This is a genomic window from Parviterribacter kavangonensis (assembly GCF_056863335.1).
Genome location: NZ_JBXPJA010000001.1, coordinates 2,727,792 through 2,754,032 on the forward strand (window position 1 = coordinate 2,727,792; position 26,241 = coordinate 2,754,032).

Genomic DNA, 26,241 nt, shown 5'->3' on the forward strand with positions numbered 1-26,241 from the left:
GCTCAGCGCCCGGCGATCCGGCGCGCGTCCTCGCGCGTCCGCAGCAACGCCGGCACGGCGCCCATGCGCTCGTTCGCGACCGCCGCCGCGGCAAGCCGCCGCTCGGCCTCCTCACGCCGGCCGAGCGTGGCGGCCAGCAGCGCGAGCGGCCGCTCGGCCGAGCCGAGCGCGATCTCGGGATGCGTGTACACCACGTACGACCCGTACGGGGCCAAGGCCGCGTGGAGCAGGGCGGCCGCGGCGGTGTCCTCCAGGTCCGCGGCGACCTCGGCGAGCACGGCCGCGCCGAGGAACCAATCGACCCGGTCCTCGAGCGGCTCGGGTCCGGTCAGCAGCTGCCGGAGCTCGTCCAGCGCGCGGTCGCGGGCGCCGGCGGCGCAGTGCACGTGCGCGAGCAGGCAGCGCGTGACGAAGACCTCGGGGTGCTCCTCGACGTAGGCGGCAACGGCGTCGAGCGCCGACGCAGGATCGCCGCGCTCTCGCTGCAACGCCCAGTGCTGCACGGCGAGGACGTGGCGGAACGTCGTGTCGTCCCGGACGCGATGGCCGCGGACCCCGCGCCATGCGGAGCCGCCGGCCAGCGCGTCGATCAGCCTCTCCGCCTCGTCGAGCCGCCCCTTGAACAGCGCGAGCGTCGCCTCGGGTGGCGCCGACGCCCACTGCTGCGCCGGCTCGCGCAGGTCCCCGGTGATGCGGCGCATGGCCGCGACCGCGTTCTCAGCCGCCGAGACGTCCCCGCGCAGCATGGCCGTGCCGAACGCGTAGTGATGGCCCGCGAGTACGCGATGGATCGCCGCGGAGTCGGTGGCCACCGACGTGAGCTCGCCGGCGAGCGCCTCCAGCTCCCCCACATCGCGCGGCAACGTCAGCGTCCCGGCGACGGCCTCCAGCGCCCACGCCAGCGAAGCGGCGTCGCCACACCGCCGGGCGGCGGCCACCGCATCGCGGGCGAGGGCGGCACGGTCGGCACGCGGGGCGCGATCGCGCAGCGCGCCGGCCAGCCGCGCAAGCAGCCGGGCGCGAAGCGCGTCCCCGTCCGCCGGCAGCGCGGCGAGCGCCTGCTCGATCAGCGGCACGAGCCGCTCGTCGCGCCCCGCCCGCGCCCACACGAACGCCCCCGCGTAGCCGATGGCCGCCCGCGCCACCAGGTCGCCGCGACCATGCACGCGAGCGGCCTCGTCGGCGGCGTCGGCGAACGTCGCCTTCGCCGCCGGCAGCTCTCCGCCGCGGGCGAGCGCCTCGCCCGCCGCGAGCAGCAGCTCGCACCGCACCGTCCCGCCCGGAACCCCCGCGGCGTCGAGCGCGTCGAGCGCCATCTCGTAGAGGCGCGCCGCCTCCTCGTGGGCGAGCAGCGCCTCCGCCCGGTCGCCCGCGCGGCGCGCGTACGCGACCGCGATGTCCGCGCCGCCGGCGGGGCTCGCCTCCAGGAAGTGGTGGGCGAGCTCGGCGAGGTGCGGGTCGGGATCGGCGGCGTAGTGCCGCTCGAGGACCGTCCCGGCGCGTGCGTGCAGGCGCAGGCGATCGCGCGTCGGCAGCGCGCCGTAGACGGCGTCGCGCAGGAGGACGTGCGTGAAGCGCAGCTCGGCTCCGCGTGCCGCTCCCGGCTGCACGATGCCCGCGGCGATCGCCTCGTCGAGGAGGTCGAGCACCTCGTCGGCAGGTCGCCCGCTCAGCTGCGCGAGAACGTCGCGCCGGAAGCTGCGACCCAGCACCGCCGCAGGCCCGAGCAGCGCTCGCGCCGGGCCCGAGATGCGCTCGAGGCGCTGCTCGATCACGCCGCGGATCCCCTCCGGGAGGGCGGCCGCCGGCGGCTCCGCTCCCCGCGCCGGCGCCGTGAGCAGGCGCGCCAGCTCGACGGCGAAGAGCGGGTTGCCCTCGCTGCGCTCCTGGATCACCGTCGTGAGCGCCGCGGGCGCATCCGCGCCGACGACCCCCTCGACGCAGCGCCGGGTCGCGTCCGCGTCGAGGCCGCCGAGCCGCAGCACCCGGGTCGCCGGCTCCCGCTCGAGCTCGTCGATCGGCAGCTCCGACTCGTCGCGCGCCGCGGCCAGGACCACGACACGCATGTCCCGCAGCTCGCGGGCGACGAAGCGCAGCAGCACGAGCGACGGCGCGTCCGCGACGTGGAGGTCGTCGAGCACGACGAGCAGCGGGCGGTGATCGCCCGCCGCGCGCAGCCACTGGGCCGTGGCATCGAACAACCGGAACCGCGCGGTCTCGGGATCGGCCGGGCCCGGCGGCTCGGCGTCGCCGAGCAGGTCCGCCAGCTCCGGCAGCATCGCCGCGACGTCGGCGCCGCGCGCGCCCAGCTCCTCGCGCACGCGGCCGGGCGGCGCCGACCGCGCATGCCCGCGCAGCGCCTGGACCCACGGCCAGTAGGCCGGGGCCCCGCCGGCCTCCCAGCAGCGGCCCCACAGGACCTCGGCGCCAGACGCCGCCGCACGGCGAGCCGCCTCCTCGGCGAGCCGGCTCTTGCCGATGCCCGCCTCCCCGCGCACGAGCAGCAGCATGCCGCTGCCCTCATCCGCGCGGGCGAGCGCGGCATCGATCGCCGCAAGCTCGGCGCTGCGCCCGACGAAGCCGCCGGCGCCGGCATCGTCCGCCTCCCCGGATGACGGGGTCGCGGAGCGCGGAGCGTCGAGTTCCGGGTCCTGATCGAGGATCGCCGCATGCAGGTCGCGCAGCTCGCGGCCCGGTTCGATGCCGAGCTCCTCGACCAGGATCGCGCGGCCGGCGCGGAAGGCCTCGAGCGCGTCGGCCTGCCTCCCCGATCGGTACAGCGCGAGCATGAGCTGCGCGCGGAGGCGCTCGCGCAGCGGATGCTCGAGGACCAGCCGCTCGAGCGGCGCGACCGCGCTCGCGTGAAGGCCGGCGCCCAGCTGCGCCTCGTGCAGCAGCTCGAGGGCCTCGAGCCGCAGCTCCTCGAGGCGCTCGATCTCCGAGCGGCACGCGTCGTGGTAGCCGAGGTCGGCCAGCGGCGGCCCGCGCCACAGCGCGAGCGCCTCACGGATCCGCGCCGCCGCCGCCCGCGGGTCGCCGCGGGCGAGCGCGCGGCGCGCGTCCGCGACGCTCGCCTCGAAGCACTCGGCGTCGAGCTGGCCGGCCTCGACGCGCAGCTCGTAGCCGGGCGGGCGAGTGACCAGGCTGGCGCCGTTGAGCGCACGGCGCAGCCGCGAGATCGCCACCTGGAGCGCCCGTCCCCCGTCGTCGCGTCCGCGCCCGGGCCAGAGCACGTCCACGAGGCGGTCGACGGACACCGGCTCGTTGGCGTGCAGCAGCAGGATCGCGAGGAGCGCGCGCTGCTTCGCGCCGCCGAGCGCGACCGCCCGGTCGCCATCGCGGGCCTGCAACGGGCCGAGGACGTCGAACTGCATCGGGTCCCTCGCAGCGACCCTACAACCGGCACGGACCGGGGATCAACCACGTTGCAAGCGCGCTGCAGGCGTTCTGCAAGCGGGCTCGGCGACGGTGACGGAGCTCTCATCCAAGGTCCCTCAGGAGGCCGTCATGCGTTCCATCGTGCATCACCCGATCAGCGTCCCCGCGCCGCGGTTCCACAGCCGGCGCGCGGCTGTCGTCCTGGCCACGGGCGCGCTCGTCGCGTCCGGGGCGACGATCGCCACGGTCGCGCTCGTCGACGACGACCCGGCGCAGCCGGCGTTCGTCGAGCAGTCGTCCGCGGCCCCCGGCGTGCGCTACGACGGCGGGCCCGAGGAGGGCAGCGCCGCCATCTACCGCTCCGACACCCGCTACGACGGCGGGCCGGATGAGGGCACACGCGGGCCGTTCGCCGGCCGCTAGTCCTGCGAACGACCCGCGGTCAGGGGCGGCTGCCGAGCACCAGGCACGTCGACGTGCCGTGCGCGAGCAGCCGCCCGTCCTCGGAGAGCACCCGCCCCTCGGCGGTCGCGACGCGCTTGCCCCTGTGCACGACCGAGCCCTCGCACCGGATCTCGCCCATCGCCGCGGTGATCGGCGCGACGAGGTTGAACGAGGTCTCGAGCGTCGTGTAGCCGCTCCCCGCCTCGAGCGTCGAGTGCACCGCCGCGCCCATCGCGCTGTCGAGCATCGTCCCCGCGATCCCGCCGTGGACGACGCCGATCGGGTTGTAGTGCTGCTCGCCCGGCCGCAGCGTGAAGACGGTGCGCCCCTCGCCCACCTCGACGAGATCCATCCCGAGCAGGCGCTGGATCGGCGCCGGCGGGAGCGTCCCGTCCGCGATCTGCTGCAGGAACGCACGACCGGCCGACGCCATGCCCGCCTGCGCGAGCTGCTGCGGGTCGTCCCAGGTGATCTCCAGTGTTCGCATCGCCGCAGTTGATCACGACGTCGGTCCTGTGGGGATACTGCGCGGCATGAGCACCACGGCGCTGCGACGCGAGCTGACGACCGCTCTCCCCGATCGCCCGTTCAACATCGAGCTGTGGGACGGCTCCAGCGTTCCCGCCACGAACGGCGGAGGCCCCACCTTCAGCGCGCGGACGCCCGACGCGATCGGGCACGTGCTGCGCGCGCCCGGCCAGCTCGGCCTCGGCCGAGCCTACGTCAGCGGGGCGCTCGCGGTCGACGACCTCGACGAGGTCATGGCGCTGCTCGACGGCTGGCAGGCGCCGCCGATCGACGCCCCGGCGAAGCGGCGGCTGGTGCTCGCCGCGATCCGCGCGATGGGTGTGCGCAAGCCCCCGCCCGTCCCGCAGTCGGAGCTCAAGCCCAAGGGCCGCCGCCACAGCCCCGAGCGCGACGCCCGCGCGGTGCGCCACCACTACGACCTCCCGCCGGAGTTCTTCCGCCTCTTCCTCGACGACTCCATGACGTACAGCTGCGCGATCTTCTCGCGCGGCGCCAAGACGCTCGAGGAGGCGCAGGAGACGAAGCTGGAGCTCGTGTGCACGAAGCTCGGGCTCAAGGCCGGCGAGCGGCTGCTCGACGTCGGCTGCGGCTGGGGCTCGTTCGCGCTGCACGCCGCCAAGCACCACGGCGTCGACGTCACCGCGATCACGCTGTCGCCGCCGCAGGCGGAGATCGCCCGCCGCCGCGTCGCCGAGGCCGGCCTCCAGGATCGCGTCGACGTGCAGGTCGCCGACTACCGCGCCCTGCAGGCGGAGCCGTTCGACAAGATCGCGAGCATCGGCATGGTCGAGCACGTCGGCGTCGCGCAGATCGACGTCTACGCCCGCTGCCTGTTCGACCTGCTCAAACCCGGCGGCCAAGTGCTGAACCACGGCATCGCCCGCCTGCGCCACACGGACCCCGAGGCGGGCCCGTTCTCCGAGCGCTACGTCTTCCCCGACGCCGCCCCGCTGCACCTGTCGCGGATCCAGTTCGCGCTGGAGCGCGCCGGCTTCGCGACGAACCACGTCGAGGGCTTCGCGTCCGACTACGCGGAGACGCTAACGCACTGGATCGAGCGCCTCGACGCGAACCTCGGCGAGGCCGAGAAGCTCGCCGGCGGCGAGCGCGTCCGCGTCTGGCGGCTCTACCTCCGCGCGGCGCGCAACGGCTTCCGGACGGGCTTCACGTCGGTCTACCAGGTGCGCGCAGAGCGACCTCGTACGTCTGACCGATGAGGTCCGCACCGAAGCTGCGGTGCGCCTCCTCGCCGGTGAGGACGAACCCGCGAGCCAGGTAGACCCGCCGCGCCGCCACGAGCGGGTGGTTCGTCCACAGGCGCACCTTCGCCGCGCCGGTCGCCGCCGCATGGTCCAGGCATGCGTCGACGAGGCGGCCGCCGAGGCCCTCGCCGCGCGCATCCGGGTGCACGAGCAGGAGCCGCAGCTTCGCCACGCCGGCATCGTCGGGGTCGGGAACGCAGAACACGCACCCGACCCGCTCGCCGTCGCGCTCCGCGATCCACGCCGCCGACCGCCCGTCGGCCGGCGCCTCCGCGAAGTCGGCCACGATCCGCGCCACCAGCGCCTCGAACTCCGTCGACCACCCGTGCTCGGCGGCGTAGAGCTCGCCGTGGGCCATGACCACCCATCCGAGGTCTCCGGGCCTCCCGAGCGAGCGGATGGTCGACGCGGTCATCGAGTCACTGAAACGGTCGTTTCAGTTCCACCGTACCATGGCATCGTGCCACCGGTTCCGGTCTCCTCCGCGCGCCGCGAAGAGCTGCTCGAACGTGCCTACCAGCACGCTCTGGAGCATGGGCTGAGCGGTGTCTCGCTGCGGCCGCTCGCTGCCGAGATCGGCAGCAGTCCGCGCGTGCTGCTCTTCCTCTTCGGCAGCAAGGACGACCTCGTCCGCGCACTGCTCGCCCGCGCCCGCGCGGACGAGCTGAGCGCGCTGGCACGCATCCGCGACGACGGCGGCGACGACCTCGCATCGCTCGCGGCCGAGCTCTGGCGCTGGCTGGCCGCGCCGAAGCATCGACGGCTGCTCATCCTCTGGGTCGAGGCGTACGCCAGGTCGCTCGTCGAGCCCGACGGCCCGTGGGCGGACTTCGCGCGGTGCACCGTCGAGGACTGGCTCGCGCTGCTCGGCGGCGGCGATGCCGCGACCCGCGTGCTCGCCGTCCTGCGCGGCGGCCTGCTGGACCTCCTCGCGACCGGCGACGCGGACCGCGTGTCCGCCTCCGTCGGCGCCCTGCTCGCCGACGCGGCGGACGACCGGCGGCGCTAGGCGAGCGCGCCGCGGTGCTGCTCGAACGCCTCCTGGACGCCCTTGACGTTCGCGCCCGCGCCCGACTCGAGCTTGAACTCGTGACCGTTGATCTTGAGCGTGGTGACGCGGCCCACGAGCAGCCGCTTGACCTTGAGCTCCTCGACCTCGCTCAGCGGCACGGCGGCAACGAGGCGCTTGACGTCGCCCGCCCCCACGCCGGTCTTCGCCGCTCCGAGCTCCAGTGAGAGCAACCGGCGCGGCGTGATCGCCAGCGCCATCGGGCTCGCGAGCTCGAACCCGGCCTCGCCGGCGCCCTCGCGGGACTTCGACTGCTGGTGGATCCCGAGGTGCATGGCGCCTGCGTTCGTCTGCGTCCAGCCGCGCGGCCGGGCGACGAACGCCGCGAGCACCTGCTCGCCGTCCTCGAGGTAGGGCTGCGCTCCGTGCTGGATCTTCTCGTCGGCCTTCATCCGTTCTCCTCTCGGGGGCCTGCGGGACGAGATGCGTGCCGACCGTACGCTCGTCGCGGCACCGGATGCAAGAGCTTCGGACGCGGAGGTAGGGTCAGGTCGTGGTCGTCGCAGTGCAACGGCCACGCCTGCTCGAGCTCCTCGATCGCGGCGGGCCGGGCAGCGTGACCCTCGTGTGCGGGCCCGCGGGAAGCGGGAAGAGCACGCTGCTGTCGGCGTGGCTGCAGGAGCGCGGCGACGTCGCCCGGGTCGCCCGCGTCGCGATCGAGCGCGACGAGGTCGACGCGACGCGGTTCTGGTCGGCGGTGATGGAGGCTCTGCGCGCGTCGGGAGCGGTGGGGCCGGACGACGCGCTCGGAACGCTCGTGCCCGCCGCGCACGGCGCGTGGGCGGAGTTCCTCGACCGCGTCGGCGACGGCCTCGCCGCGCTGCGGACGCCGCTGGACGTCGTCCTCGACGACGTCCACCAGCTGCGCTCCGACGAGGCGCTGGCCGGCATCGAGCGCCTGCTCGCGAGCACGCCGGAGAACGTCCGCTGGTTCCTCGTGAGCCGCCGCGAGCCGCGCGTCGGCCTGCACCGCCTGCGCCTCGAGGGACGGCTCGTCGAGATCCGCGACGCCGACCTCGGCTTCACGCGCGACGAGGCGGCCGAGCTGCTGGCGGGCGCGGGCGTCCGGGTGAGCGAGCAGGACGCGGAGCGGCTGCACGAGCGCACCGAGGGCTGGGCGGCCGGGCTGCGGCTGGCGGCGCTCTCGCTCGAGCGCCACGCCGATCCGGACCGCTTCGTCGACGAGTTCTCCGGCAGCGAGCGGACGATCGCCGACTACCTCGTCAGCGAGGTCCTCGCGACGCAGCCGCCCGAGGTCCGCGACCTGCTGCTGCGCACCGCGATCCTCGACCGCGTCTGCGGCCCGCTCGCCGACGCGCTGACCGGCCGCACGGACAGCGGCCGGCTGCTGCTCGCGCTCGAGGAGGCCAACGCGCTCGTCGTCGCGACGGACGTCGGCCGCACGTGGTTCCGCTACCACCACCTGCTCGCGGACCTGCTGCGGCTGGAGCTGCGCCGCGAGACGGCCGGCGAGGAGGTGGACGAGCTGCACCGCCGCGCCGCCACGTGGCTCGCGAAGGACGGGCAGCGCGTCGAGGCGGCCCGCCACGCCGCGCGCGGCGGCGACTGGGCGCTCGTGGCCGACCTGCTCGGCGACCTCTGGGTCGGGCTCGTCCTCGACGGCCAGGACGCCACGCTCGGCGCGCTGCTCGAGGGCATCCCCGAGGAGGTCGTCGCCGCCGACGCCGAGCTGTCGGCGATCGCCGCCGCCGACCGCCTCTGGCAGGCGCGCTGGACCGACGCCGACCGCCTCATCGACCGCGCCGAGGCCCGCCTCGACGACGTGCCGGAGAGCCGGCGCGCCCGTGCGCGCACGGCCGTCGGCGCGGTGCGGCTGCTCCGGGCGCGGCGGCTCGGCGGCGTCACGACGGTCACGGTCGACGAGGACGCCGGCGACGAGCTCCGCGCGCTCGCGCTCATGAACCTCGGGATCGGCGAGTCGTGGAGCCTGCGCCTCGACGACGGCGAGCGCCACCTCGAGGAGGCGCTGTCGCTCGGCCGCCGGCTCGGGCGCCCGTTCGTCGAGGTCGCCTGCGTCTCGGCGCTCGGCACCGTGCTGCTCGTGACCGACCGCCTCGGCGAGGCGGAGGACCGCCTGCGCAGCGTCCTCGCCGTCAGCGAGCGCGTCGGCTGGTCGACGCATCCCGTCACCGCGGTGGCCGCGCTCAACCTCGGCGTCACGCTCGTCGAGCGCGGCCGCTTCGCCGAGGGCGAGCAGTGGCTGGACCGCGCCGCCCCGCGCCTCGACGGCTCCGCCGAGCCGGCCGCGCTCGTCGGCCTCCACCACGCCCGCGGCATGCTCGCGATCGCGGCGGGCGACGCGCGTGCGGCGATCGCCGCGTTCAGCGACGGAGCGCGCCAGGCGGTCAGCCTGCGCGAGGCCCACTTCCTCGCGAGCGTCGAGCGCCAGTGGGTGCTCAGGGCGACGCTCGCCGCCGGCGACGTCGACGCGGTGCGCGAGGCGCTCGCCGAAGCGAAGCCGTTCGCGATCTGGTGCAACCTCGCCGCCCGCGTCGCGCTGAGCGACGGCGATCCCGAGGCTGCGGTCGCCGCGGTCGCCCCGTCGCTGGACGGAAGCGCGCCGGCCTGGCAGGTGAACATGGTCGTCGAGGCGCTGCTGCTCGACGCCGTCGCGCGGTCGCGGACCGGCGAGCGCGAGGGGGCGATGACGTCGGTCGAGCGCGCGCTCGCGCTGTGCGAGCCGCAGGGCCGCATGTGGATCACGACCACCGTGCCGGGCGCGCGCGAGGTGCTCGCCGCCCAGCCGCCGCACCGCTCCGTCCACGGCTCGTTCCTGCGCGACCTGCTCGACCTCCTCGGCGGCGCCGAGCCCACGACGGCGCCGGCCCCGATCAGCGAGCCGCTCACCGACCGCGAGCTCGCCGTCCTGCGCCTGCTGCCGACGAACCTGTCGGCCGCGGAGATCGGCAGCGAGCTCTACCTGTCGGTGCACACCGTCAAGACGCACATGCGCAAGCTGTACGCGAAGCTCGACGCCCACACGCGCGGCGAGGCCGTGCAGCGGGGACGCGCGTTCGGGCTGCTCGCACCCCCGCGCCGCGCCGCCTGAGACGGCGCCTCACACGCTTCACACCCATCGTGCGATGACCCGTCATACGGGTCGGCCGGAGCCTTCCCGGCCATGAAGCCCAACCACTACGAGATCATCGTCCGCGGACGCCTCGGCGAGGGGCTCGTCAGCTCCTTCGAGGGTCTCCGCGCCCACAGCTCGCCGGCGCACACCGTGCTGCACGGCGAGATCGCCGACCAGGCGAAGCTCTTCGCAGTCCTCGACGGGCTCGACCGCCTCGGCCTCGAGATCGTCGTCGTCCGCCGCGCGCTGGCCGCGGCATAGGGAGCAGCGCATGTCCGCTCTGCTCACCCGCATCGCGACGTTCTCCGCACGCCGTCGCCTGCTCGTCATCTCCGTCTGGCTCGTGGCCGTCGTCGGCCTCGCCGTCGGGAGCACGATGGCGGGCAGCACGTACCAGAGCTCGGTCACCGTGTCCGGCTCGGACAGCGCGGCGGCGACCGACGTGATGGGGCGCTCGTTCTCCAGCGAGCTCTCCGACGCAAGCCCCCTCGTGTTCCACACCGAGGAGGGAACCCTCACCGACGACGCCCACAAGGCAGCCGTCGGCGACGCGTTGAAGGCAGTCTCCGAGGACCCCCTCGTCGAGGGCGTCTCCAACCCGTACGAGTCCGGCACGATCTCGGAGGACGGCAAGACCGCCTACGCGACCGTCGTGCCGTCGAAGGCGCTCGGCGACGTCTCCGAGCAGGAGGCCGAGCAGATCCTGACCACCGCCGAGGACCAGGCGGCCAAGGCGGGCGTCGAGGTCGACGCCGGCGGCCAGCTCGGAACCAAGCTCTCGAAGGCCGAGACCCGGTCGAGCGAGCTCATCGGCATCGCCGCCGCGATGCTCATCCTCGTCCTCGTCTTCGGGACCGTCACCGCGATGGCGCTGCCGATCGCCGCGGCGATCGCCGGCCTGATCGCGGGCCTGAGCCTCGTGTCGCTGTTCGGCCACGTCGCTCCTGTGCCGGACGTCGCCCCGACGCTCGGGACGATGATCGGCCTCGGCGTCGGCATCGACTACTCGCTGTTCATCGTCACCCGCGCACGGTCCGCACGCCACGAGGGCCGGTCGGTGCGTGACGCGATCGGCCACGCCGCCGGCACGTCCGGCGCCGCAGTCGCGTTCGCCGGGGCGACGGTCGTCATCGCGCTCCTGTCGCTTGCCGTGTCCGGCCTGTCGCTCATCACGATGCTCGGCCAGGCGGCCGCCATCGTCGTGATCGTCGCGGTCCTCGCGTCGGCGACGCTGCTGCCCGCCCTGCTGTCGCTGTGCGGCGACGGGATCGAGCGGCTGCGCATCGGGCCGGACCGCCGCAGCTCGCTCGGGCACAGCGCCCGCTGGGAGCGCTGGGGCACGTGGCTCGCCAAGCGCCCCGGCCGCCTCGCGCTGGTCTCGACGCTGCTGCTGGTCGTGTGCACGCTGCCGGTGGCCAAGCTCGAGCTCGGCCTCACCGACCAGTCGAACGCACCGAAGGAGACGACGGTCCGGCAGGCCTACGACCGCCTGACCGACGAGTTCGGCGCGGGCGTCAACGGCCCGCTGCTCGTGACCGCCGACCTCGGTGACGAGAAGGTGACCAGCGAGGACGATCCGCGGATCGCCGAGCTGCAGAAGTCGCTCGCCTCGGCGGACGGCGTGCAGTCGGTCGGGACGCCGCAGGTGTCCGAGGACCGCACGGCGCTGCTCGTCAACGTCATCCCCGAGGGGTCGCCCACCAGCGACGTCACGAAGGACCTCGTCGACGAGTACCGCACGACGACGCTGCCGGCGACCGGCCTGGACGCCCACGTGGGCGGCTCGACGGCGCAGCAGCTGGACCTCGCAGAGCGCATCGCCGAGCGGCTGCCGCTCATCATCGCGGTCGTCGTCGGGCTGAGCATGGTGCTCCTGCTCATCGCGTTCCGCTCGGTCCTCGTGCCGCTGCAGGCCGCGTTCGTGAACCTCCTGTCCGTCGGCGCGGCGTACGGCGTCGTGACCGCGGTGTTCCAGGAGGGCACCGGCGCGACCGCGATCGGCCTCGACGGCGCGATCCCGATCGTCTCCTACGTCCCGATGATGATGTTCGCGATCCTCTTCGGGCTGGCGATGGACTACCAGGTCTTCCTCGTCAGCCGGGTTCGCGAGGAGCTCGACGCGGGCAAGTCGCCGCGCCGGGCGGTCATCGACGGCCTCGCCGGCACCGGCAAGGTCATCGCGTCGGCGGCGGCGATCATGGTCGCGGTCTTCGCGAGCTTCGTGCTCAGCGGCGACCCGACCGTCAAGGAGTTCGGCGTCGGCCTGGCCTCGGCGATCCTCATCGCCGGGAGCATGGTCTGCCTCCTCCTGCCCGCCGTGATGCTCCTCTGCGGCCGCCTCACCTGGTGGCTGCCGAAGCGGCTGGACCGCATCCTGCCGCACCTCGATGTCGAGGGGGCCCAACGCCCCACCGATGCCGCGCCCTCGCCGCACGCGGCCTGAGCGCCCCACCCCAGAACCCATCCGCAGTCCAACCACCCCACAAGGAGATCCCTCCATGTCCATGTTCAACACCCTCAGCCGCCGTGTCATCGCCCTCGTCATCGGGCTGGCCGCCGTCGCCGCCGTCACCGTCGCGGTGTGGCCGGCGTCAGCGGCAGACACCGCCCGCGCCGACGGCGAGCGCCTCGGCGAGGCCGTCGTCCAGCTGCGCGACGCCGAGTCGTACTACGAGGTCGACGACGCGCTGACCGAGGTCCGCCACGCCACCAACGACGCCAAGGACCACGCGAGCGACGAGCTCGACGAGCAGATCACCGAGCAGGGCGACGCCCTCTCGCACGCGCTGAACGGGTTCGCCGGGTCCGTCTCGACGGACGACGAGTGGGACCAGGAGCTCTACGAGTACGAGCTCGACGAGGCGCTGAACGACCTCGAGTCGCAGGCGAGCGACTTCCGGTCGTCGGCCCCCGAGGTCACGCAGGCGTTCTACGACGGCTTCCAGGAGGGCGTGTCGTCCTGAGCGCATCGCGAGCGGCGGGGTCGCCGGCCGAGCCGGCGGCCCCGCCTTCGCGCGGTTCGAGACCCGAAACTGCCATGACCACCGATCCCGCCATCCACGCACGGCGCTGGAAGATCCTCGCCGTCCTCTCGTTGAGCCTGGTCGTCATCGGGCTCGACAACACGATCCTCAACGTCGCCCTGCCGAGCCTCCAGGAGGCGTTCGGCGCGTCGAGCTCGACGCTGCAGTGGATCGTCGACGCGTACCTGCTCGTCTACGCCGGGCTGCTGCTCGCCGTCGGCGTGCTGGGCGACCGCTTCGGGCGCAAGCTCCTGCTGCAGGCCGGCCTCCTGCTGTTCGGCGCCGCAAGCCTCGCAGCGCTGCTGGTCGACAGCTCCGGCCAGCTCATCGCCGTCCGCGCGTTGATGGGCGTCGGCGGCGCGACGATCATGCCCGCGACCCTGTCGATCATCGCCAACGTGTTCCCCAAGGAGGAGCGCGCGAAGGCGATCGGCATCTGGGCCGCCATGGCCTCGATCGGCGTCGGCCTGGGGCCGCTGTTCGGCGGCCTGCTGCTCGAGTGGTTCGACTGGCACGCCGTGTTCTTGTTCAACGTCCCGATCGTCGCGGTCGCGTTCGTGCTCGGCATGCGGCTCGTTCCCGAGAGCCGGGACCCACGCCCCGGCTCGTTCGATCTCGCGGGGATGGCGCTGTCGGCCGCCGCGCTGTTCGTGGCGGTCTACGGGATCATCGAGGCGCCCGAGCGCGGCTGGACCGATCCGCTCGTCCTCGGCTGCTTCGCCGCCGGCCTCGCCTGCGCGGCCGGGTTCGTCGCCGTCGAGCTGCGGCGCGCCGAGCCGATGCTCGACCTCAAGCTGCTGCGCGAGCCGCGCTTCGGCGTCGCGGCCGCCGCGATCGCGCTGTCGTCGTTCGCCCTGTTCGGCGCGTCGTTCGCGATGACCCAGTTCCTCCAGGACGCGCGGGGGGCGTCGGCGCTCACCGCCGGCGTGCAGATGATCCCGCTCGCGTTCGGGCTGCTGCTCGGCGCCGGGTCCAGCACCAAGCTCGTCGAGCGGGCGGGCACCGCGCGGATCGTCACCGCCGGCATGGTGGGGCTCGGCGTCGCGCTGGCGTCGACGCTGGCTTGGAGCGACGGCATGCCGTACTGGCCGGTTGGCGTGAACCTCTTCGCGATAGCGCTGTTCATGGGCTGGATCGCGGGGCCGTGCACCGCGTCGGTGATGGGCGCGGTGACGGAGGAGAAGTCCGGTGTCGCGTCGGCGATGAACGACGTCACCCGCCAGGTCGCCGGCGCGCTCGGCACCGCGGTCATCGGGTCGCTGGTGACGACGCTCTACGACGCGTCGCCCGACGCGACCGCCGCGGAGGACCCGGCCGCGTTCACCGCCGCGCTCGGCATCGCCCTCGCGGTCGCCGGTGCGGTCGCGCTGGTCGGCGCGCTCTGGGTGCGACGCGCCCTGCCGTGTCAGGCTGCTGAGCATGAGCGAGCCCCCGTTCCGCACCGTCATCGAGCCCTTCCGCATCCACGCGGTCGAACCGCTCGTCATGACGACGCCGGCGCAACGGCGCCGAGCCGTGCGTGAGGCCGGGTTCAACCTGTTCCAGCTGCGCGCGGAGGACGTGCTCATCGACCTCCTGACCGACTCCGGCACGGGGGCGATGAGCCGCGACCAGTGGGCGGCGATCCAGCGTGGGGACGAGTCCTACGCCGGGTCGCCGTCCTACTTCGTGTTCCGCGACGCGGTGCGCGAGCTGTTCCCGTTCGAGCACGTCATCCCAACCCACCAGGGCCGCGCGGCGGAGCGGATCCTGTTCGGCGTGCTGGGCGGGCCGGGCAAGGTCGTCCCGAACAACACCCACTTCGACACCACGCGCGCGAACATCGAGTTCACCGGCGCCGAGGCGGTCGACCTCGTGATCGCCGAGGCGCACGACCCGCGCAGCGCCCACCCGTTCAAGGGGAACATGGACGTCGGCGCGCTGGACGAGCTGCTGCGCACGCGCGGCGGCGACGTGCCGTGCGTCATGGTCACCGTGACGAACAACAGCGGCGGCGGGCAGCCGGTGTCGCTGGAGAACCTGCGCGCGGTCCGGGCGGTGTGCGACGCGCACGGCAAGCCGCTCTTCCTGGACGCGTGCCGCTTCGCGGAGAACGCGTGGTTCATCCGCTCGCGCGAGGAGGGCCAGGGCGAGCGCGACGTCGCGGACATCGTGCGCGACATGGCGGCGCTCGCGGACGGCATGACGATGAGCGCGAAGAAGGACCCGATGGGCAACATCGGCGGCTGGCTCGCGCTGGACGACGACGCCCTCGCGCAGGAGTGCCGCACGATGCTCATCCTCACCGAGGGCTTCCCGACCTACGGCGGCCTCGCGGGCCGTGATCTCGAGGCGCTGGCGCAGGGGCTGCGCGAGGTGGTCGACCACGACTACCTGCGCTACCGGATCCGGTCGACCGGCTACCTGGGCGAGGCGCTGGAGAGCGCGGGGATCCCGGTGGTGACGCCGATCGGGGGCCACGCCGTGTACCTCGACGCGCGGGCGCTGCTCGGCCACCTGGATCCGCTGTCGTATCCCGGTCAGGCGCTGGCCGTCGCGCTGTACGAGACGGGCGGGATCCGGTCCTGCGAGATCGGGACGGTGATGTTCGGCCGCCGGCCCGACGGGAGCGAGCATCCGGCGCCGATGGACCTCGTCCGCCTGGCGATCCCGCGCCGCACCTACACGCAGAGCCACATCGACTACGTCATCGAGGTCTGCGAGCGGGTGGCGGCGCGGGCGCCGGAGCTGCCGGGGTACCGGATCGTGGACGAGCCTCCGGTGCTCCGGCACTTCACGGCGCGCTTCGAGCCGATCGGCTGAAGCGCGCCGGGTGCGCTTGGGCTCCTTCAGTGACCGGGGCCGCGGGTGCCCTCGTCGGGGCCGCCGTCGTACCGCGGCGTGGCGGTCACGGGGATGCGCACGGTGCTGCGGCGCAGGGCGATCTCCTTGCGCGGGCTCGTGGTGGCGCCGGGGGCGCCGGTCGGACCGACGCCGAGCGCCGCGGCCGGCTCGCTCTTGCTGACGACCGGGTCGTCGTCGTTGACGGCGAGGACCGTGACGGTCCCGGCGAGTGCGACGACGAGGACGAGCGCGAGCCCGAGGAAGGCCCGCATGTGCTGGTACTGCGACCGCAGGACGACGGCCGGGTGCTGCTTGGGGATCGAGGCGCTCATGACTTCCTCCGTGGGGGTGGTGATCGACACGGTTCGCATCGTGCGCCCGGGTGGTTGCACCGCGGCTACAGCGCGCTGACACTGCGCATGTGGAGTTCCGCATCCTCGGCCCGCTGGACGTCCTCGCCGGAGGCCGGCCGGTGCTGCCCGCGGGCGGCCGGCAGCGCGCGCTGCTCGCGTTCCTGCTGCTGCACGTCAACGAGCCGGTCAGCACCGACCGCCTGCTCGAGGAGCTGTGGCGCGAGGGCCCGCGGCCGGGGACCGCGAAGACGCTGCACGTCACGGTCTCGCGGCTGCGGAAGGCGCTGGGCGGCGCCGCGTCGCCGGTCGTCACGCACGACCACGGCTACACGCTGCGGCTCGACCCGGAGCGCATCGACGCGCACCGGTTCGAGCGGCTCGCCGAGGAGGGCGGGCGGGCGCTCGCCGCCGGCGAGTCGGCCCGCGGCGAGGCGCTGCTGGAGGAGGCGCTGGCGCTGTGGCGCGGGCCGCCGCTGGCCGACGTCGCCTACGAGCCGTTCGCCCAGCAGGCGATCGCGCGGCTGGAGGAGCTGCGCGCCGGCGTCCACGAGCAGCTCGTCGAGGCGCGGCTCGCCGTCGGCCGGCACGCCGAGGTGATCGGGCCGCTCGAGGCGCTCATCGCCGAGCACCCGTACCGCGAGCGCCTGCGGGGCCAGCTCATGCTCGCGCTCTACCGGTCCGACCGGCAGGCCGAGGCGCTGCAGGCCTACCAGGACGCGCGGCACCGGCTGGTCGAGGAGCTCGGGATCGAGCCGGGGCAGCGGCTGCGCGACCTCGAGGCCGCGATCCTCGCCCAGGATCCCGCGCTGCTCCTGGCCGAGCCCGCCCCGGCGGAGGCACCCGCCGAAGCGTCTGCGCCCTCGGCGGCCACCGGCCCGGCGGGTCGCGGCGTGTCCGCTGCGCCCGACTTGCCGACCGGCGTCGTGACGTTCCTCCTCACCGACGTCGAGGGCTCGTCGGCGCTGTGGGAGGCCCAACCGGCGGCGATGGAGGAGGCGCTCGAGCGGCACGACGCGCTCGTCGCCGAGGTCGCCGCCGCGCACGGGGGGCGGCTGCTGAAGGCCAAGGGCGAGGGCGACTCGACGTTCACGGTCTTCCCGCGCGCGTCCGCCGCGGTGAGGGCCGCGGCGGCGCTGCAGGAGGGGATCGCGAGCACCCGGTGGCCGGCCGGTGCGGCGCTGCGCGTGCGCGTCGCCCTGCACACCGGCGAGGCGCAGGAGCGCGACGGCGACTTCTACGGCCCGGCGGTCAACCGGGCGGCGCGCCTGCGCAGCCTCGCGGCCGGCGGCGAGGTCGTCCTGTCGCGCGCGACGGCCGACATCGTCCGCGAGCGGATGCCCGCCGGAACGGAGCTCGTCGACCTTGGTGAGCGCGCCCTGCGCGGTCTCGCCCGCCCCGAGCACGTCTTCCGGCTCCGCGCCGCCCCGCCGAGCGCGGGCGCGCAGCGCAAGACGGTCACGGTCCTCTTCGCCGGCCTCGCCGCGCCGCCCGGCGGCGACGCCGACCCCGAGGTCCGCCGCCGCGCGACCGTCGCGGCGCTCGAGGAGATGCAGGCCGTCCTCGAACGCCACGGCGCGACCGTCGAGGCCTACCCGGGCGACGCGCTGATGGCCGTCTTCGGCGTCCCGGTCGTCCACGAGGACGACGCCGCGCGCGCCGTCCGCGGGGCGGCGGAGATCCGCGAAGCGGTGAGCGGAGGGGTCGCCCGCGCCGGCATCTCCACCGGCGAGGTGCTCGCCGAGCGGACGTCGGCGGGCGCGACGCTCACCACCGGCGACCCGGTCACGACGGCGAAGCGACTCGAGGCCGTCGCGGGCGCGGGCGAGGTGCTCGTCGACGAGCGAACCCACCGGCTGGTGCGCGACGCGGTCGACGTGCAGCGCACCGCGGCGGGGATCCGGGTGACCGGGGTGCGGGAGAGCCGCGGGCTGCGCGTGACGCGCCACGACGCCCCGCTGCTCGGCCGCGAGCGCCCTCTGGCGACCTTGACGCTCGCGCACGAAGGCGCGGTCGCCGAGCGCTGCTGCCACCTCGTCACCGTGCTCGGCAGCGCTGGAGTCGGGAAGTCGCGGCTCGTCGAAGAGGCGCTGAACGCGTTCGGGGGCGATCCGCTCGTGCTGCGCGGGCGCTGCCTGCCCTACGGCGAGGGGATCACGTACTGGCCGGTCGCCGAACTGGTCCGCGACCTGGTCGGCAGCGACGCCGACCCGGCGGAGGCGCTCGCCGCCGCGCTGCCCGGCGAGCCGCACGCCGCCCGGATCGCCGCCGACGTCGCCGCCGCGCTGGGCGAGGCGCCGAGCAGCTCGGCCGAGGCGATCGCCCGCGCCGTTCGCCGCCTGCTCGAGGCGCTCGCGCGCCACCGCCCCGTCGTCGTGGTCCTCGACGACCTCCACTGGGCCGAGCCGACCTTCCTCGACCTCGTCGAGCACGTCGCCGACCTCACCAGCGACGCCCCGCTCCTCCTCGTCTGCATGGCCCGCACCGAGCTGCTCGACCGCCGCGCCGGATGGGGCGGCGGCCGCCGCACCGCCACGACCATCCACCTCGAGCCCCTCCCCGCCGCGATCACCGAGCGCCTCGCCGCGACGCTGCTCGAAGACGCGGGGGTGCCGAGGTCGCCGGCCGCGCCCGCAGACGGGAGCGGCGCGGCGCCGCGGTCTCTGGCCGCGCGGGTCGCGGCGGCGAGCGAGGGGAACCCTCTCTTCGCGGAGGAGCTCGTCGCGATGCTCGCCGGCGATGACTCCGCGGTGGCGGCAGAGGATGCGCTGCCGGTCCCGCCGTCGATCCACGCGCTCGTGGCGGCGCGGCTCGAGCAGCTGCCGGACGACGAGCGCGCGCTGCTCACGCGCGTCTCCGTCGAGGGCGCTGCGTTCCACCGCGGCGCGATGCACGCGCTGGCGCCCGCCGCGCTCGCGGGCGACGTCGACCGCTGCCTCGCGCGGCTCGAGCGTCGCGACGTCATCCGCCCGGACCGGTCGAGCTTCGCCGACGACGACGCCTTCCGGTTCCGCCACATGCTCATCCGCGATGCCGCGTACGGCTCGCTGCCGAAGGCGACCCGCGCGGAGCTGCACGAGCGCTTCGCCGACTGGCTGACGGACACCGCGCGCGATCGCGTCGCCGAGTTCGAGGAGATCGTCGGCTACCACCTCGAGAGCGCGGCCGGGCTGCTCACGCAGCTGGGCGAGCCGGCGGCGGACCCGGCCGCGCGGGCCGCCGAGCGGCTGGCCTCGGCGGGCCGGCGGGCGCTCGGCCGCGGGGACCGGCGCGCGGCGATCGGGCTGCTCGACCGCGCGATCGCGCTGCGCGGCGACGACGCGGCGACGCGCGCCCCGCTTCTCCCCGTGCTCGGCGGCGCGCTGTTCGAGGCGGGCGAGCTGCCGCGGGCCGCGCAGGTTCTGACCGAGGCGGCGGCGGTCGCCGCGGCGGCCGGCGACGAGGTCGCGGCCGCGCACGCCGACGTGCAGCGCGTGTTCCTCGCGCTGCAGCTCAACGACGGCGCCGGGGTGGCCGAGGCCGACGCCGTGGTCGGCCGCGTGATCCCGGTCTTCACCCGCGCGGGCGACGAGCTCGGGCTGTGCAGCGCCTGGCGGCTGCGCGGCTGGCGGCACTGGATCGAGGCGCACGCGGAGGCCGCCGCGGAGGCATGGAGGCCGGCGGCCGACCACGCGGCGCGCGCCGGCTCGCAGCACGACCACATCGAGATGGTCGCGTGGCTCGCCTCGTCGCTCTTCTTCGGCCCGACGCCGGCCGCCGAGGGGATTCGGCGCTGCGCGGAGCTCGCCGAGGAGGCGGGCGACAGCCCCGAGGCGGAGGCCGGCCTGCTCGAGCCGCTGGCCGGACTGCATGCGATGTGCGGCCACATCGACGAGGCCCGCGCGCTCGTCGCCCGCCGCGACGCGCTCCTGCACGAGCTCGGCCTCGGCCTGCACTCGGCAGTGTCGCACCACACCGCGATGGTGGAGCTGCTCGCCGGCGATCCAGCGGCGGCCGAAGCCCACCTCCGCACCGGGCTCGCGACGCTCGAGGCCATGGGCGACACCGCGCTGGTCTCGACGACGGAGGCGATGCTCGGCCAGGCGCTGCTCGCGCTCGGCCGGCACGAGCAGGCCGCGGAGCACGCGAATGCGAGCCGCGACCGCGCCTCGCCCGACGACCTCGTGACCGAGGCGCTGTGGCGGCAGGTCCGCGCGCGCAGCCTCGCGGCGTGCGGCAAGCGCGGCGCCGAGGCCGAGACGCTCGCCCGCGAGGCGGTCGCGATCCTCGAGCGCACCGACTTCCTCTCCTACCAGGCCGACGCGCTCCTCGACCTCGCGCGCGTGCTGCGCGAGAGCGGCCGCACGCACGGCGTCGAGGAGCTCCTCGCGGAGGCGATCAGGCGCTACGAGCGCAAGGGCAACGTCGTCGCCGCCGCGCGCGCGGCCGAGCACCTTGCTCCGCGCCCGCGGGTCTGAGAGCATCGGCACCGAGATGGTGTCGCGGTTCGACGAGGTTCTGCACCTCATGGACCCGGAGCATGAGGCGCCCGTGGCCGGTCTTCGCGCCGGCCCCTGTGGTCGCGGTCCGATCGACGACGGCGCGACCGTCGTCTCCATGCAGATCTGGCTCTTCCAGAACGGGCCGGGCGACACCGTCGCGATGGCGTCGGGCCGCGCGGGTGAGGACGCGCGCAGCGCCGCGGAGGAGCCGCCGTACGAGAACGGCCGCTGGATGATCCGCACCGGCCTGGACGACGAGTCGGGCACGTTCTCGACCGACGAGCCCGCGAGGGCGGTCGCGCTCGCGATCGTCCGCGACAGCGAGAACGTGATGTCGGTCGAGCTCTGGGAGCAGGACGTCGAGCTGCACGGCGGCGGCCCGCACCACCACTAGCGCACGGTCAGCTGATCGAGCAGCGGCCCCCAGAGCGGGTGGTTGCGGAAGTTGCCCGTTCGCTCGCCGAGGATGGTCAGCTGGCGGGTGTGCAGAAGCGGCACGGCCGGGGCCAGCCGCTCCAGCCGGCGCTCGACTGCGCCCCACCGCGCGTCGGCCGCGGCCGGGTCCACCGCGTCCCGGGCGCGGGCGGCGAGCCCGTCCAGCCGGCGATCGCACAGGCGCGAGAGGTTGGCCATTCCGCCCGAGCACGTGAAGTTCGGGTCGATGAAGTTCGACGGCGACAGGGAGTCGGCGAACCAGACGGTGATGCCGACCTGCGGGTCCTGCCGCCCCCCGGTGATCGCCTCGAAGTACTTGCCCTGGTCGCGGACGTCGCGCAGCCGCGCCCGGTAGCCGAGCTCGCGCAGCACGTCCCGGACGTACGGTCCGATCCGGCCGAAGGTCGGCGACGTCCACACCGCCACCGCGGCGCCGCGCGTCCCCGACGCCGCGACGAGCCGGCGCGCGCGCTCGAGATCGGGAGCGGTCCACGCCCCGGCGGGCGTCGCATCGCGCGTGAAGGGACACGACGGCCGGTGGCCCGGCAGACCGGGCGGCAGGATCCGGCAGGTGATCGCCGCGGCGACGTCACCGCCGACGAGCGACTGCACGTAGCGGCGGTCGATCGCGAAGTTGACGGCGCGGCGGACGCGCACGTCGTCGAAGGGCGGCGTCCTCGTGTTGAGGAACAGGTACTGGGTGGCCTGCAGCGGCTCGGACCGCACCCGCCCGCCGTACCGCGCCGTCAGCCGGCCGAGCTCGGCGGCGTCCTGCGAGAGGTAGCCGAACTGCACGTCCGCGTCGCTTGCATCGCGTCCCCTGCCGAGCTGGATCGCGTCGGGCAGCGCCGGCGGGCGGGCCGCGGGCGACCACGAGCGGAACCGCGGGTTGCGGACGAGCAGCGCGCCACGCTGCGCGTCGATCCGCGCGACGCGGTACGGCCCGGTGCCGGGGATCGGAGAGCCCGGGCGCGCCGTCCGCGCGCTGCTCGGCAGGACGGAGCCGAACGGCAGTGCGAGCTTGTGCAGCAGCTCGGCGTCGGGTCGCACCAGGCGGATGACGACCGTCCGCGTCCGGTCGTCGGTTGCGATGCCCTCGGAGAGGTCGCAGTCGCCGGGGTGGCTGCGACAAGCCGCGGCGCCCCGGATCCGGTCGTACAGCGGCGGGATCACGCGGTTGCGCGCGATCGTGCGCTCGAGCGACGCGCGGACGTCGCCGGCGCGGACCGGTGTGCCGTCGGCGTACCGCAGGCCGGCCCGTAGCCGGAAGGCGTACGTCCGGCCGTCGCCGGCGGGCGCCGGCACGCTCTCGGCGAGATCGGCGACCAACTCGGACCCGCTGACGCCGCCGGTGCGGCGGTAGGCGACGAGGCCGTCGTAGACCAGCGAGACGAACGGGTAGCTCGTCGGCATGTAGGTGGCGGGCGACGCCGGATCGAACTCCACCGGCTCGTCTTCGTCGGTCAGCGCCACGCGCAGCGTCCCGCCCCGGTGGGCGGCGGCGTCGCCGGCGGCCGAGACCCACAGTCCGCCGCCGCTGCCGTCAGCCGCAAGACCGTCCGGCCCGCCGCCGACGGCGACGGTTCGCGTGACCTGCCGGTTCGCGGCGTCGATGCGCGAGACGGTCCCATCGCCACGGTTGGCGACCCAGATGCCGTCGCCGGACACCGCGAGCGCCGACGGCTCGCGGCCCACCCGGACGGTCTCGGTGACGGCGCCCCGCGCCGGGTCGATGCGGCTCACCGTGCCGTCGTCGCGATTCGCCACCCACACGGCACCGGCGCCCACGACGACCGCGACGGGCGAGCCGCCGACGGCGATGCGGCGCAGCGCGGCGCCGGTCGTGGGATCGACCTGCGTCAGGCTGCCGCCGGCCTCGCTCGTGGCCCACAGAGCTCCGGCGCCGGCAGCGAGCGCCGTCGGGCTGCCACCGATTCGCAACGACCGGCCGACGACGCCGCGCTTCGGATCGATGCGGGCGAGGCCGCCGTCGACCGCGGTCGCCACCCACACGGCGCCGAACCCCGTCGCGACGGCGCGCGGGACGTTCGCCAGCTCGAACGTGCGGGCGACGCGATCGGTCCGCGCGTCGATCTGGAGCACCTGCCGCGCGCTGCCGTCGGCGACCCAGACGGCGCCTGCGCTGTACGCGAGCGACACCGGCTGCGCCTCGAGCGGGATCGTCACCACGCGGTCGGCGGCGCGGTCGATGCGCGTCACCGCGCGGTCGGCCTCGCTGGTGACCCACACCGACCCGCCGCCGGCGACGGCCGGGCCGGGATCGCGGCCGGCGGCGTAGCGCGCCTCGATCCGCCCGTCGCCGCCGATCCGCCCGACCCGGTCCGCACCGATCCGCTCGAGACCGTCGTCACCCGACGACCGGACGACGATGGCGACCGCGGCGACGAGGAGGAGGAACGCGGCCGCGACGGCCAAGAGGACGGGGCGCCGCCGCCACCCGCGGCCGCTCTCCGCCGGCGCCACCTCCGCGGGCCTCTCCACCACGACCCGCTGCGCGGGCGCCACCGCACCGGGCGTCTCCACCACGACCCGCTCCGCGGGCGCATCGAGCGCCGGGTCCTGGCGGAGCATCCGCTCGTGCAGGTCGCGCAGCGCGGCGCCCGGCTCGACGCCGGCCTCCTCGACTAGCGCGCGGCGCGCCGCGCGGTAGGCCTCGAGCGCGTCGGCTTGCCGGCCCGACCGGTACAGCGCGAGCATCCGCAGTGCGTGCAGGCGCTCCGACAGCGGCACGTGCCGCAGCTGCGCGTCGATCTGGGGCAGCGCCTCGCGATGGCGGCCCGCCTCGAGGTCGGCCTCCAGCGCCAGCTCGATCGCCCGGTCGTGCAGGTCCTCGAGGCGGCGGATCTCGTCGGCCGCGAACGGCTCGTCCGCGACGTCGGCGAGCGGCGGGCCGCGCCACAGCCCGAGCGCCCCGCGCGGGTCGCGGCGGTCGAGGAGGTCCTCGAACCGCGCGACGTCCAGCACGCCGCCGCCGAGGCGCAGCTCGTACCCGCGGCCGTGGGTCACGATCGCCGCGCCGTTGCCGCCGAGCACGCGCCGCAGCTGCGAGACGTAGTGCTGGACCATCTTGTGGGCGCTCGGCGGGACCCGTTCCCCCCACAGCCCCTCGACGAGCCGGTCGGCGGGCACCGTGTGCTCCGCCTCGAGCGCGAGCATCGCCAGCAGCGCGCGCTGCTTCGTCGCGCCGAGCGTCACCGGCTGGTCCTCGACCAGCACTTCCACAGGCCCAAGCAGGTGGACGTCCATGCCGCAGAGCCGACCCTATTCCTCGCGGTAGACCGGATCTAGACCGGGCCTCGACCGGGCTGCGAGACAACGGCGGCGTCCATCGAACGGAGGTCGTCATGACCCGCCGCATCACCCGCTTCCTTCCCATCGCTCTCGTCGCCGCCGCCGTCGCGGCGCCCGCCGCGAGCGCGATGCCGGACTACCCGCTGACGCCGTCCGACCCGAAGGTCATCGAGGTCGCGCCGCCGCCGACCGCCGCCGAGCGCGCGTCGCAGCCCGTCCGGGTCGCCGCCCCGTCGGTCGTCGTCGAGGCGGACGAGCAGTCCGGCTTCGATTGGGGCTCGGCCGTCATCGGCGCCGCGATCGCCGCCGCGATGGTGCTGCTCGCCACGGGCGCCGCGCTGACCGTCGCGCGCCACCACCGCCTCGACACCCCGGGCGGTGCGTCGTGAAGCGTGCCTCCTTCGCGCTGGTCGTGCTCGCGCTCGCGGGCGCGACCGCGCCGGCGGCGTCCGCGGCGCCCACCTACGGGCCGTGGTCGACCGCGGTCAACGCCGAGTCGGTGCCCGGCACGAGCGACGCGCTCAACTCCGACCGGCAGGACGGCTGCCCGATCGAGTCGCCCGACGGCCTCAGCCTCTTCCTGGCGTCGACGCGCCCGCGCTCGGCGGGTGACCTGCGCACCGACATCGACATCTGGGTCGCGGAGCGCGACAGCCGTGACGCCCCGTGGGGCGCGCCGCGCAACCTCGGCGACGAGGTCAACTCGACGGCCGACGACTTCTGCCCGACGCCGGTGCGAGCCGGCGGGCTCTTCTTCGTCAGCCGGCGGGCGGGCACCGGCGTGTGCGGCGGAGCCGACCTCTACTACACCCGCGAACACCCGGTCCACGGTTACGGCGCGCCGCGCCACTTCCCGTGCGCCGGCGAGGGAGGGCCGAACACCGCGCTCGACGAGATGGGACCGTCGTACCTCGAGACCGGCGGGCCGTCGCTGTACTTCTCGAGCGGCCCCGACATCGTCGTGAGCGATCAGCTGCGCAACGGCGAGTTCGGTCCGGGCACGCCGGTGACGGCGCTCAACAGCGCCGCCGCCGACATCCAGCCGAACGTGCGCCGCGACGGCCTCGAGGTCGTCTTCGCCTCCAACCGCGCCGGCACCCAGGACATCTGGAGCGCGTCGCGCGAGCGGGTGACCGCCCCCTGGTCCACGCCGGTGAACGCCGGTCCGGCGGTGAACACGCCCGCGGCGGAGACGCGCCCGTCCCTGTCGCGCGACGGGACGACGCTCTACTTCGGCCGCGCGCCGGGCGCGCCGCCGACCGGCGACGTGTTCGTCAGCACCCGGGAGCGCAACGGAGGCTGAACGTCACAGCAGGCCGCCCAGCTCGCGGCCGAGCCAGACGGCGAGCAGGCCGGCGATCAGGCTGACCACCAGGTTGGCCGCGCCGGCCCGCGGCCGTCCGCCCGCGATGAGCAGATGCGACTCGAGCATCCACGTGCTGAAGGTGGTGAACGCGCCGAGCAGGCCGGTGGCGAAGACGCGCCATGCGTCGCCGTCGACCGCCGCGCCGAACAGCACCCCCAGCAGGAACGCGCCCGTGACGTTGACGACGAAGATCCCGACCGGCAGCCGGCCGCCGGTGCGTCGCGCGACGGCGGCGTCGACGAGGAACCGGCCGCACGCCCCGGCGCCGCCGACGAGCCCGACGAGCAGGAGGACGCCCGGGCTCACGCGGGCACCGGCTCCTCGGGGACGTAGCGCTCCGCGACGACGACGGCGAGCAGCCCGGCGACGATGCTCGCCGCGGCGTAGCCCACCGCCAGCCCGGCGTCGCCGTCGTCGAGCATCCGCAGGAGCTCGAGCTGCAGCGTCGAGAACGTCGTCAACGCGCCGCAGAGCCCCGTCCCGAGCAGCGACCGGCGCCACCGCGACGCGGGCCAGCGCGTCGCGAGCGCGCCGAGCAGGAACGCCCCGGCGACGTTCACGAGGAACGTCGCCCACGGCCATGCGCCGGGATCGTGCGGCAGCGCCTCGACCAGTCCCGCCCGCGCGATCGCACCGGCGAAGCCTCCGAGGAAGATCGCGCCGAGCACCCGCGGGA

Annotated in this window: 21 protein-coding genes; 13 read left to right on the plus strand and 8 right to left on the minus strand. The window is 75.1% G+C overall.

Translation table 11 applies throughout. The annotated features are described in order from the left end of the window. Positions 1-2: 2 nt before the first annotated feature. Positions 3-3,374, minus strand: a complete 3,372-nt coding sequence (locus AC1UE4_RS13870; RefSeq protein ID WP_482917818.1) for an ATP-binding protein — start codon at positions 3,372-3,374, stop codon at positions 3-5. Between the two features lie 133 nt (positions 3,375-3,507). On the opposite strand from AC1UE4_RS13870, the gene AC1UE4_RS13875 reads away from it, so the two are divergent. Next, complete coding sequence (locus AC1UE4_RS13875; RefSeq protein ID WP_482917819.1) at positions 3,508-3,801, plus strand: hypothetical protein; 294 nt, start codon at positions 3,508-3,510, stop codon at positions 3,799-3,801. A 19-nt stretch (positions 3,802-3,820) separates the two neighbouring features. Here the strand turns inward: AC1UE4_RS13875 and AC1UE4_RS13880 are convergent, their stop codons facing one another. Then, a complete protein-coding gene (locus tag AC1UE4_RS13880) occupies positions 3,821-4,309 on the minus strand; it encodes a PaaI family thioesterase (protein ID WP_482917820.1) in 489 nt (162 codons plus the stop codon). A 46-nt stretch (positions 4,310-4,355) separates the two neighbouring features. Between AC1UE4_RS13880 and AC1UE4_RS13885 the strand changes: the two genes are divergently transcribed. Then, a complete protein-coding gene (locus AC1UE4_RS13885; protein ID WP_482917821.1) occupies positions 4,356-5,567 on the plus strand; it encodes a class I SAM-dependent methyltransferase in 1,212 nt (403 codons plus the stop codon). Here the strand turns inward: AC1UE4_RS13885 and AC1UE4_RS13890 are convergent. Then, a complete protein-coding gene (locus tag AC1UE4_RS13890; protein WP_482917822.1) occupies positions 5,515-6,027 on the minus strand; it encodes a GNAT family N-acetyltransferase in 513 nt (170 codons plus the stop codon). The two genes, AC1UE4_RS13885 and AC1UE4_RS13890, sit on opposite strands and share 53 nt — an antisense overlap. Positions 6,028-6,069: 42 nt before the next feature. Here AC1UE4_RS13890 and AC1UE4_RS13895 point away from each other — a divergent pair, with 42 nt between their 5' ends. Continuing rightward, positions 6,070-6,621, plus strand: coding sequence for a TetR/AcrR family transcriptional regulator (locus AC1UE4_RS13895; RefSeq protein ID WP_482918248.1), 552 nt, complete (start codon positions 6,070-6,072; stop codon positions 6,619-6,621). Here AC1UE4_RS13895 and AC1UE4_RS13900 read toward each other — a convergent pair. Beyond that, positions 6,618-7,073 (minus strand): hypothetical protein, encoded by a 456-nt coding sequence (locus tag AC1UE4_RS13900; protein ID WP_482917823.1) that lies wholly within the window; start codon positions 7,071-7,073, stop codon positions 6,618-6,620. The genes AC1UE4_RS13895 and AC1UE4_RS13900 overlap by 4 nt on opposite strands. Positions 7,074-7,174: 101 nt before the next feature. Between AC1UE4_RS13900 and AC1UE4_RS13905 the strand changes: the two genes are divergently transcribed. From AC1UE4_RS13905 to AC1UE4_RS13930, 6 genes are all read left to right on the plus strand, one after another. Continuing rightward, positions 7,175-9,751: a winged helix-turn-helix domain-containing protein gene (locus tag AC1UE4_RS13905; protein ID WP_482917824.1), complete on the plus strand. Its 2,577-nt coding sequence runs from the start codon at positions 7,175-7,177 to the stop codon at positions 9,749-9,751. Between the two features lie 72 nt (positions 9,752-9,823). Beyond that, positions 9,824-10,036, plus strand: a complete 213-nt coding sequence (locus AC1UE4_RS13910) for a DUF8691 family protein (protein ID WP_482917825.1) — start codon at positions 9,824-9,826, stop codon at positions 10,034-10,036. A 10-nt stretch (positions 10,037-10,046) separates the two neighbouring features. Beyond that, positions 10,047-12,218 (plus strand): MMPL family transporter, encoded by a 2,172-nt coding sequence (locus tag AC1UE4_RS13915; protein ID WP_482917826.1) that lies wholly within the window; start codon positions 10,047-10,049, stop codon positions 12,216-12,218. A 55-nt stretch (positions 12,219-12,273) separates the two neighbouring features. After that, positions 12,274-12,738 carry a hypothetical protein gene (locus AC1UE4_RS13920; RefSeq protein WP_482917827.1) on the plus strand — a complete coding sequence of 155 codons (465 nt, stop codon included), beginning with the start codon at positions 12,274-12,276 and terminating at the stop codon, positions 12,736-12,738. 74 nt (positions 12,739-12,812) lie between these two features. Then, positions 12,813-14,321, plus strand: a complete 1,509-nt coding sequence (locus AC1UE4_RS13925) for an MFS transporter (protein WP_482917828.1) — start codon at positions 12,813-12,815, stop codon at positions 14,319-14,321. Continuing rightward, on the plus strand, positions 14,218-15,600 hold the full coding sequence (locus AC1UE4_RS13930) for a tryptophanase (RefSeq protein WP_482917829.1): 1,383 nt from the start codon (positions 14,218-14,220) through the stop codon (positions 15,598-15,600). The genes AC1UE4_RS13925 and AC1UE4_RS13930 overlap by 104 nt, the downstream gene beginning before the upstream one ends. 26 nt (positions 15,601-15,626) lie before the next feature. Here the strand turns inward: AC1UE4_RS13930 and AC1UE4_RS13935 are convergent, their stop codons facing one another. After that, on the minus strand, positions 15,627-15,953 hold the full coding sequence (locus tag AC1UE4_RS13935) for a hypothetical protein (protein ID WP_482917830.1): 327 nt from the start codon (positions 15,951-15,953) through the stop codon (positions 15,627-15,629). An 89-nt stretch (positions 15,954-16,042) separates the two neighbouring features. On the opposite strand from AC1UE4_RS13935, the gene AC1UE4_RS13940 reads away from it, so the two are divergent. Then, the gene (locus AC1UE4_RS13940; protein ID WP_482917831.1) at positions 16,043-20,428 is read left to right on the plus strand and encodes a BTAD domain-containing putative transcriptional regulator; all 4,386 of its coding nucleotides are present in this window, start codon (positions 16,043-16,045) and stop codon (positions 20,426-20,428) included. A gap of 73 nt (positions 20,429-20,501) precedes the next feature. Beyond that, complete coding sequence (locus AC1UE4_RS13945) at positions 20,502-20,846, plus strand: hypothetical protein (protein ID WP_482917832.1); 345 nt, start codon at positions 20,502-20,504, stop codon at positions 20,844-20,846. Here AC1UE4_RS13945 and AC1UE4_RS13950 read toward each other — a convergent pair. Continuing rightward, positions 20,843-24,130 carry an ABC transporter substrate-binding protein gene (locus AC1UE4_RS13950; RefSeq protein WP_482917833.1) on the minus strand — a complete coding sequence of 1,096 codons (3,288 nt, stop codon included), beginning with the start codon at positions 24,128-24,130 and terminating at the stop codon, positions 20,843-20,845. The two genes, AC1UE4_RS13945 and AC1UE4_RS13950, sit on opposite strands and share 4 nt — an antisense overlap. Before the next feature lie 122 nt (positions 24,131-24,252). Between AC1UE4_RS13950 and AC1UE4_RS13955 the strand changes: the two genes are divergently transcribed. Both AC1UE4_RS13955 and AC1UE4_RS13960 read left to right on the plus strand, forming a co-directional pair. Then, entirely contained in the window at positions 24,253-24,588 is a 336-nt protein-coding gene (locus tag AC1UE4_RS13955; RefSeq protein WP_482917834.1) for a hypothetical protein, read from the plus strand. Continuing rightward, complete coding sequence (locus AC1UE4_RS13960; RefSeq protein ID WP_482917835.1) at positions 24,585-25,502, plus strand: TolB-like translocation protein; 918 nt, start codon at positions 24,585-24,587, stop codon at positions 25,500-25,502. The genes AC1UE4_RS13955 and AC1UE4_RS13960 overlap by 4 nt, the downstream gene beginning before the upstream one ends. Before the next feature lie 3 nt (positions 25,503-25,505). Here AC1UE4_RS13960 and crcB (AC1UE4_RS13965) read toward each other — a convergent pair whose 3' ends face one another. Next, on the minus strand, positions 25,506-25,871 hold the full coding sequence (gene crcB, locus AC1UE4_RS13965) for a fluoride efflux transporter CrcB (protein ID WP_482917836.1): 366 nt from the start codon (positions 25,869-25,871) through the stop codon (positions 25,506-25,508). Further along, on the minus strand, positions 25,868-26,233 hold the full coding sequence (gene crcB, locus AC1UE4_RS13970; RefSeq protein WP_482917837.1) for a fluoride efflux transporter CrcB: 366 nt from the start codon (positions 26,231-26,233) through the stop codon (positions 25,868-25,870). Before crcB (AC1UE4_RS13970) ends, crcB (AC1UE4_RS13965) begins: the two co-directional genes overlap by 4 nt. Positions 26,234-26,241: the final 8 nt, after the last annotated feature.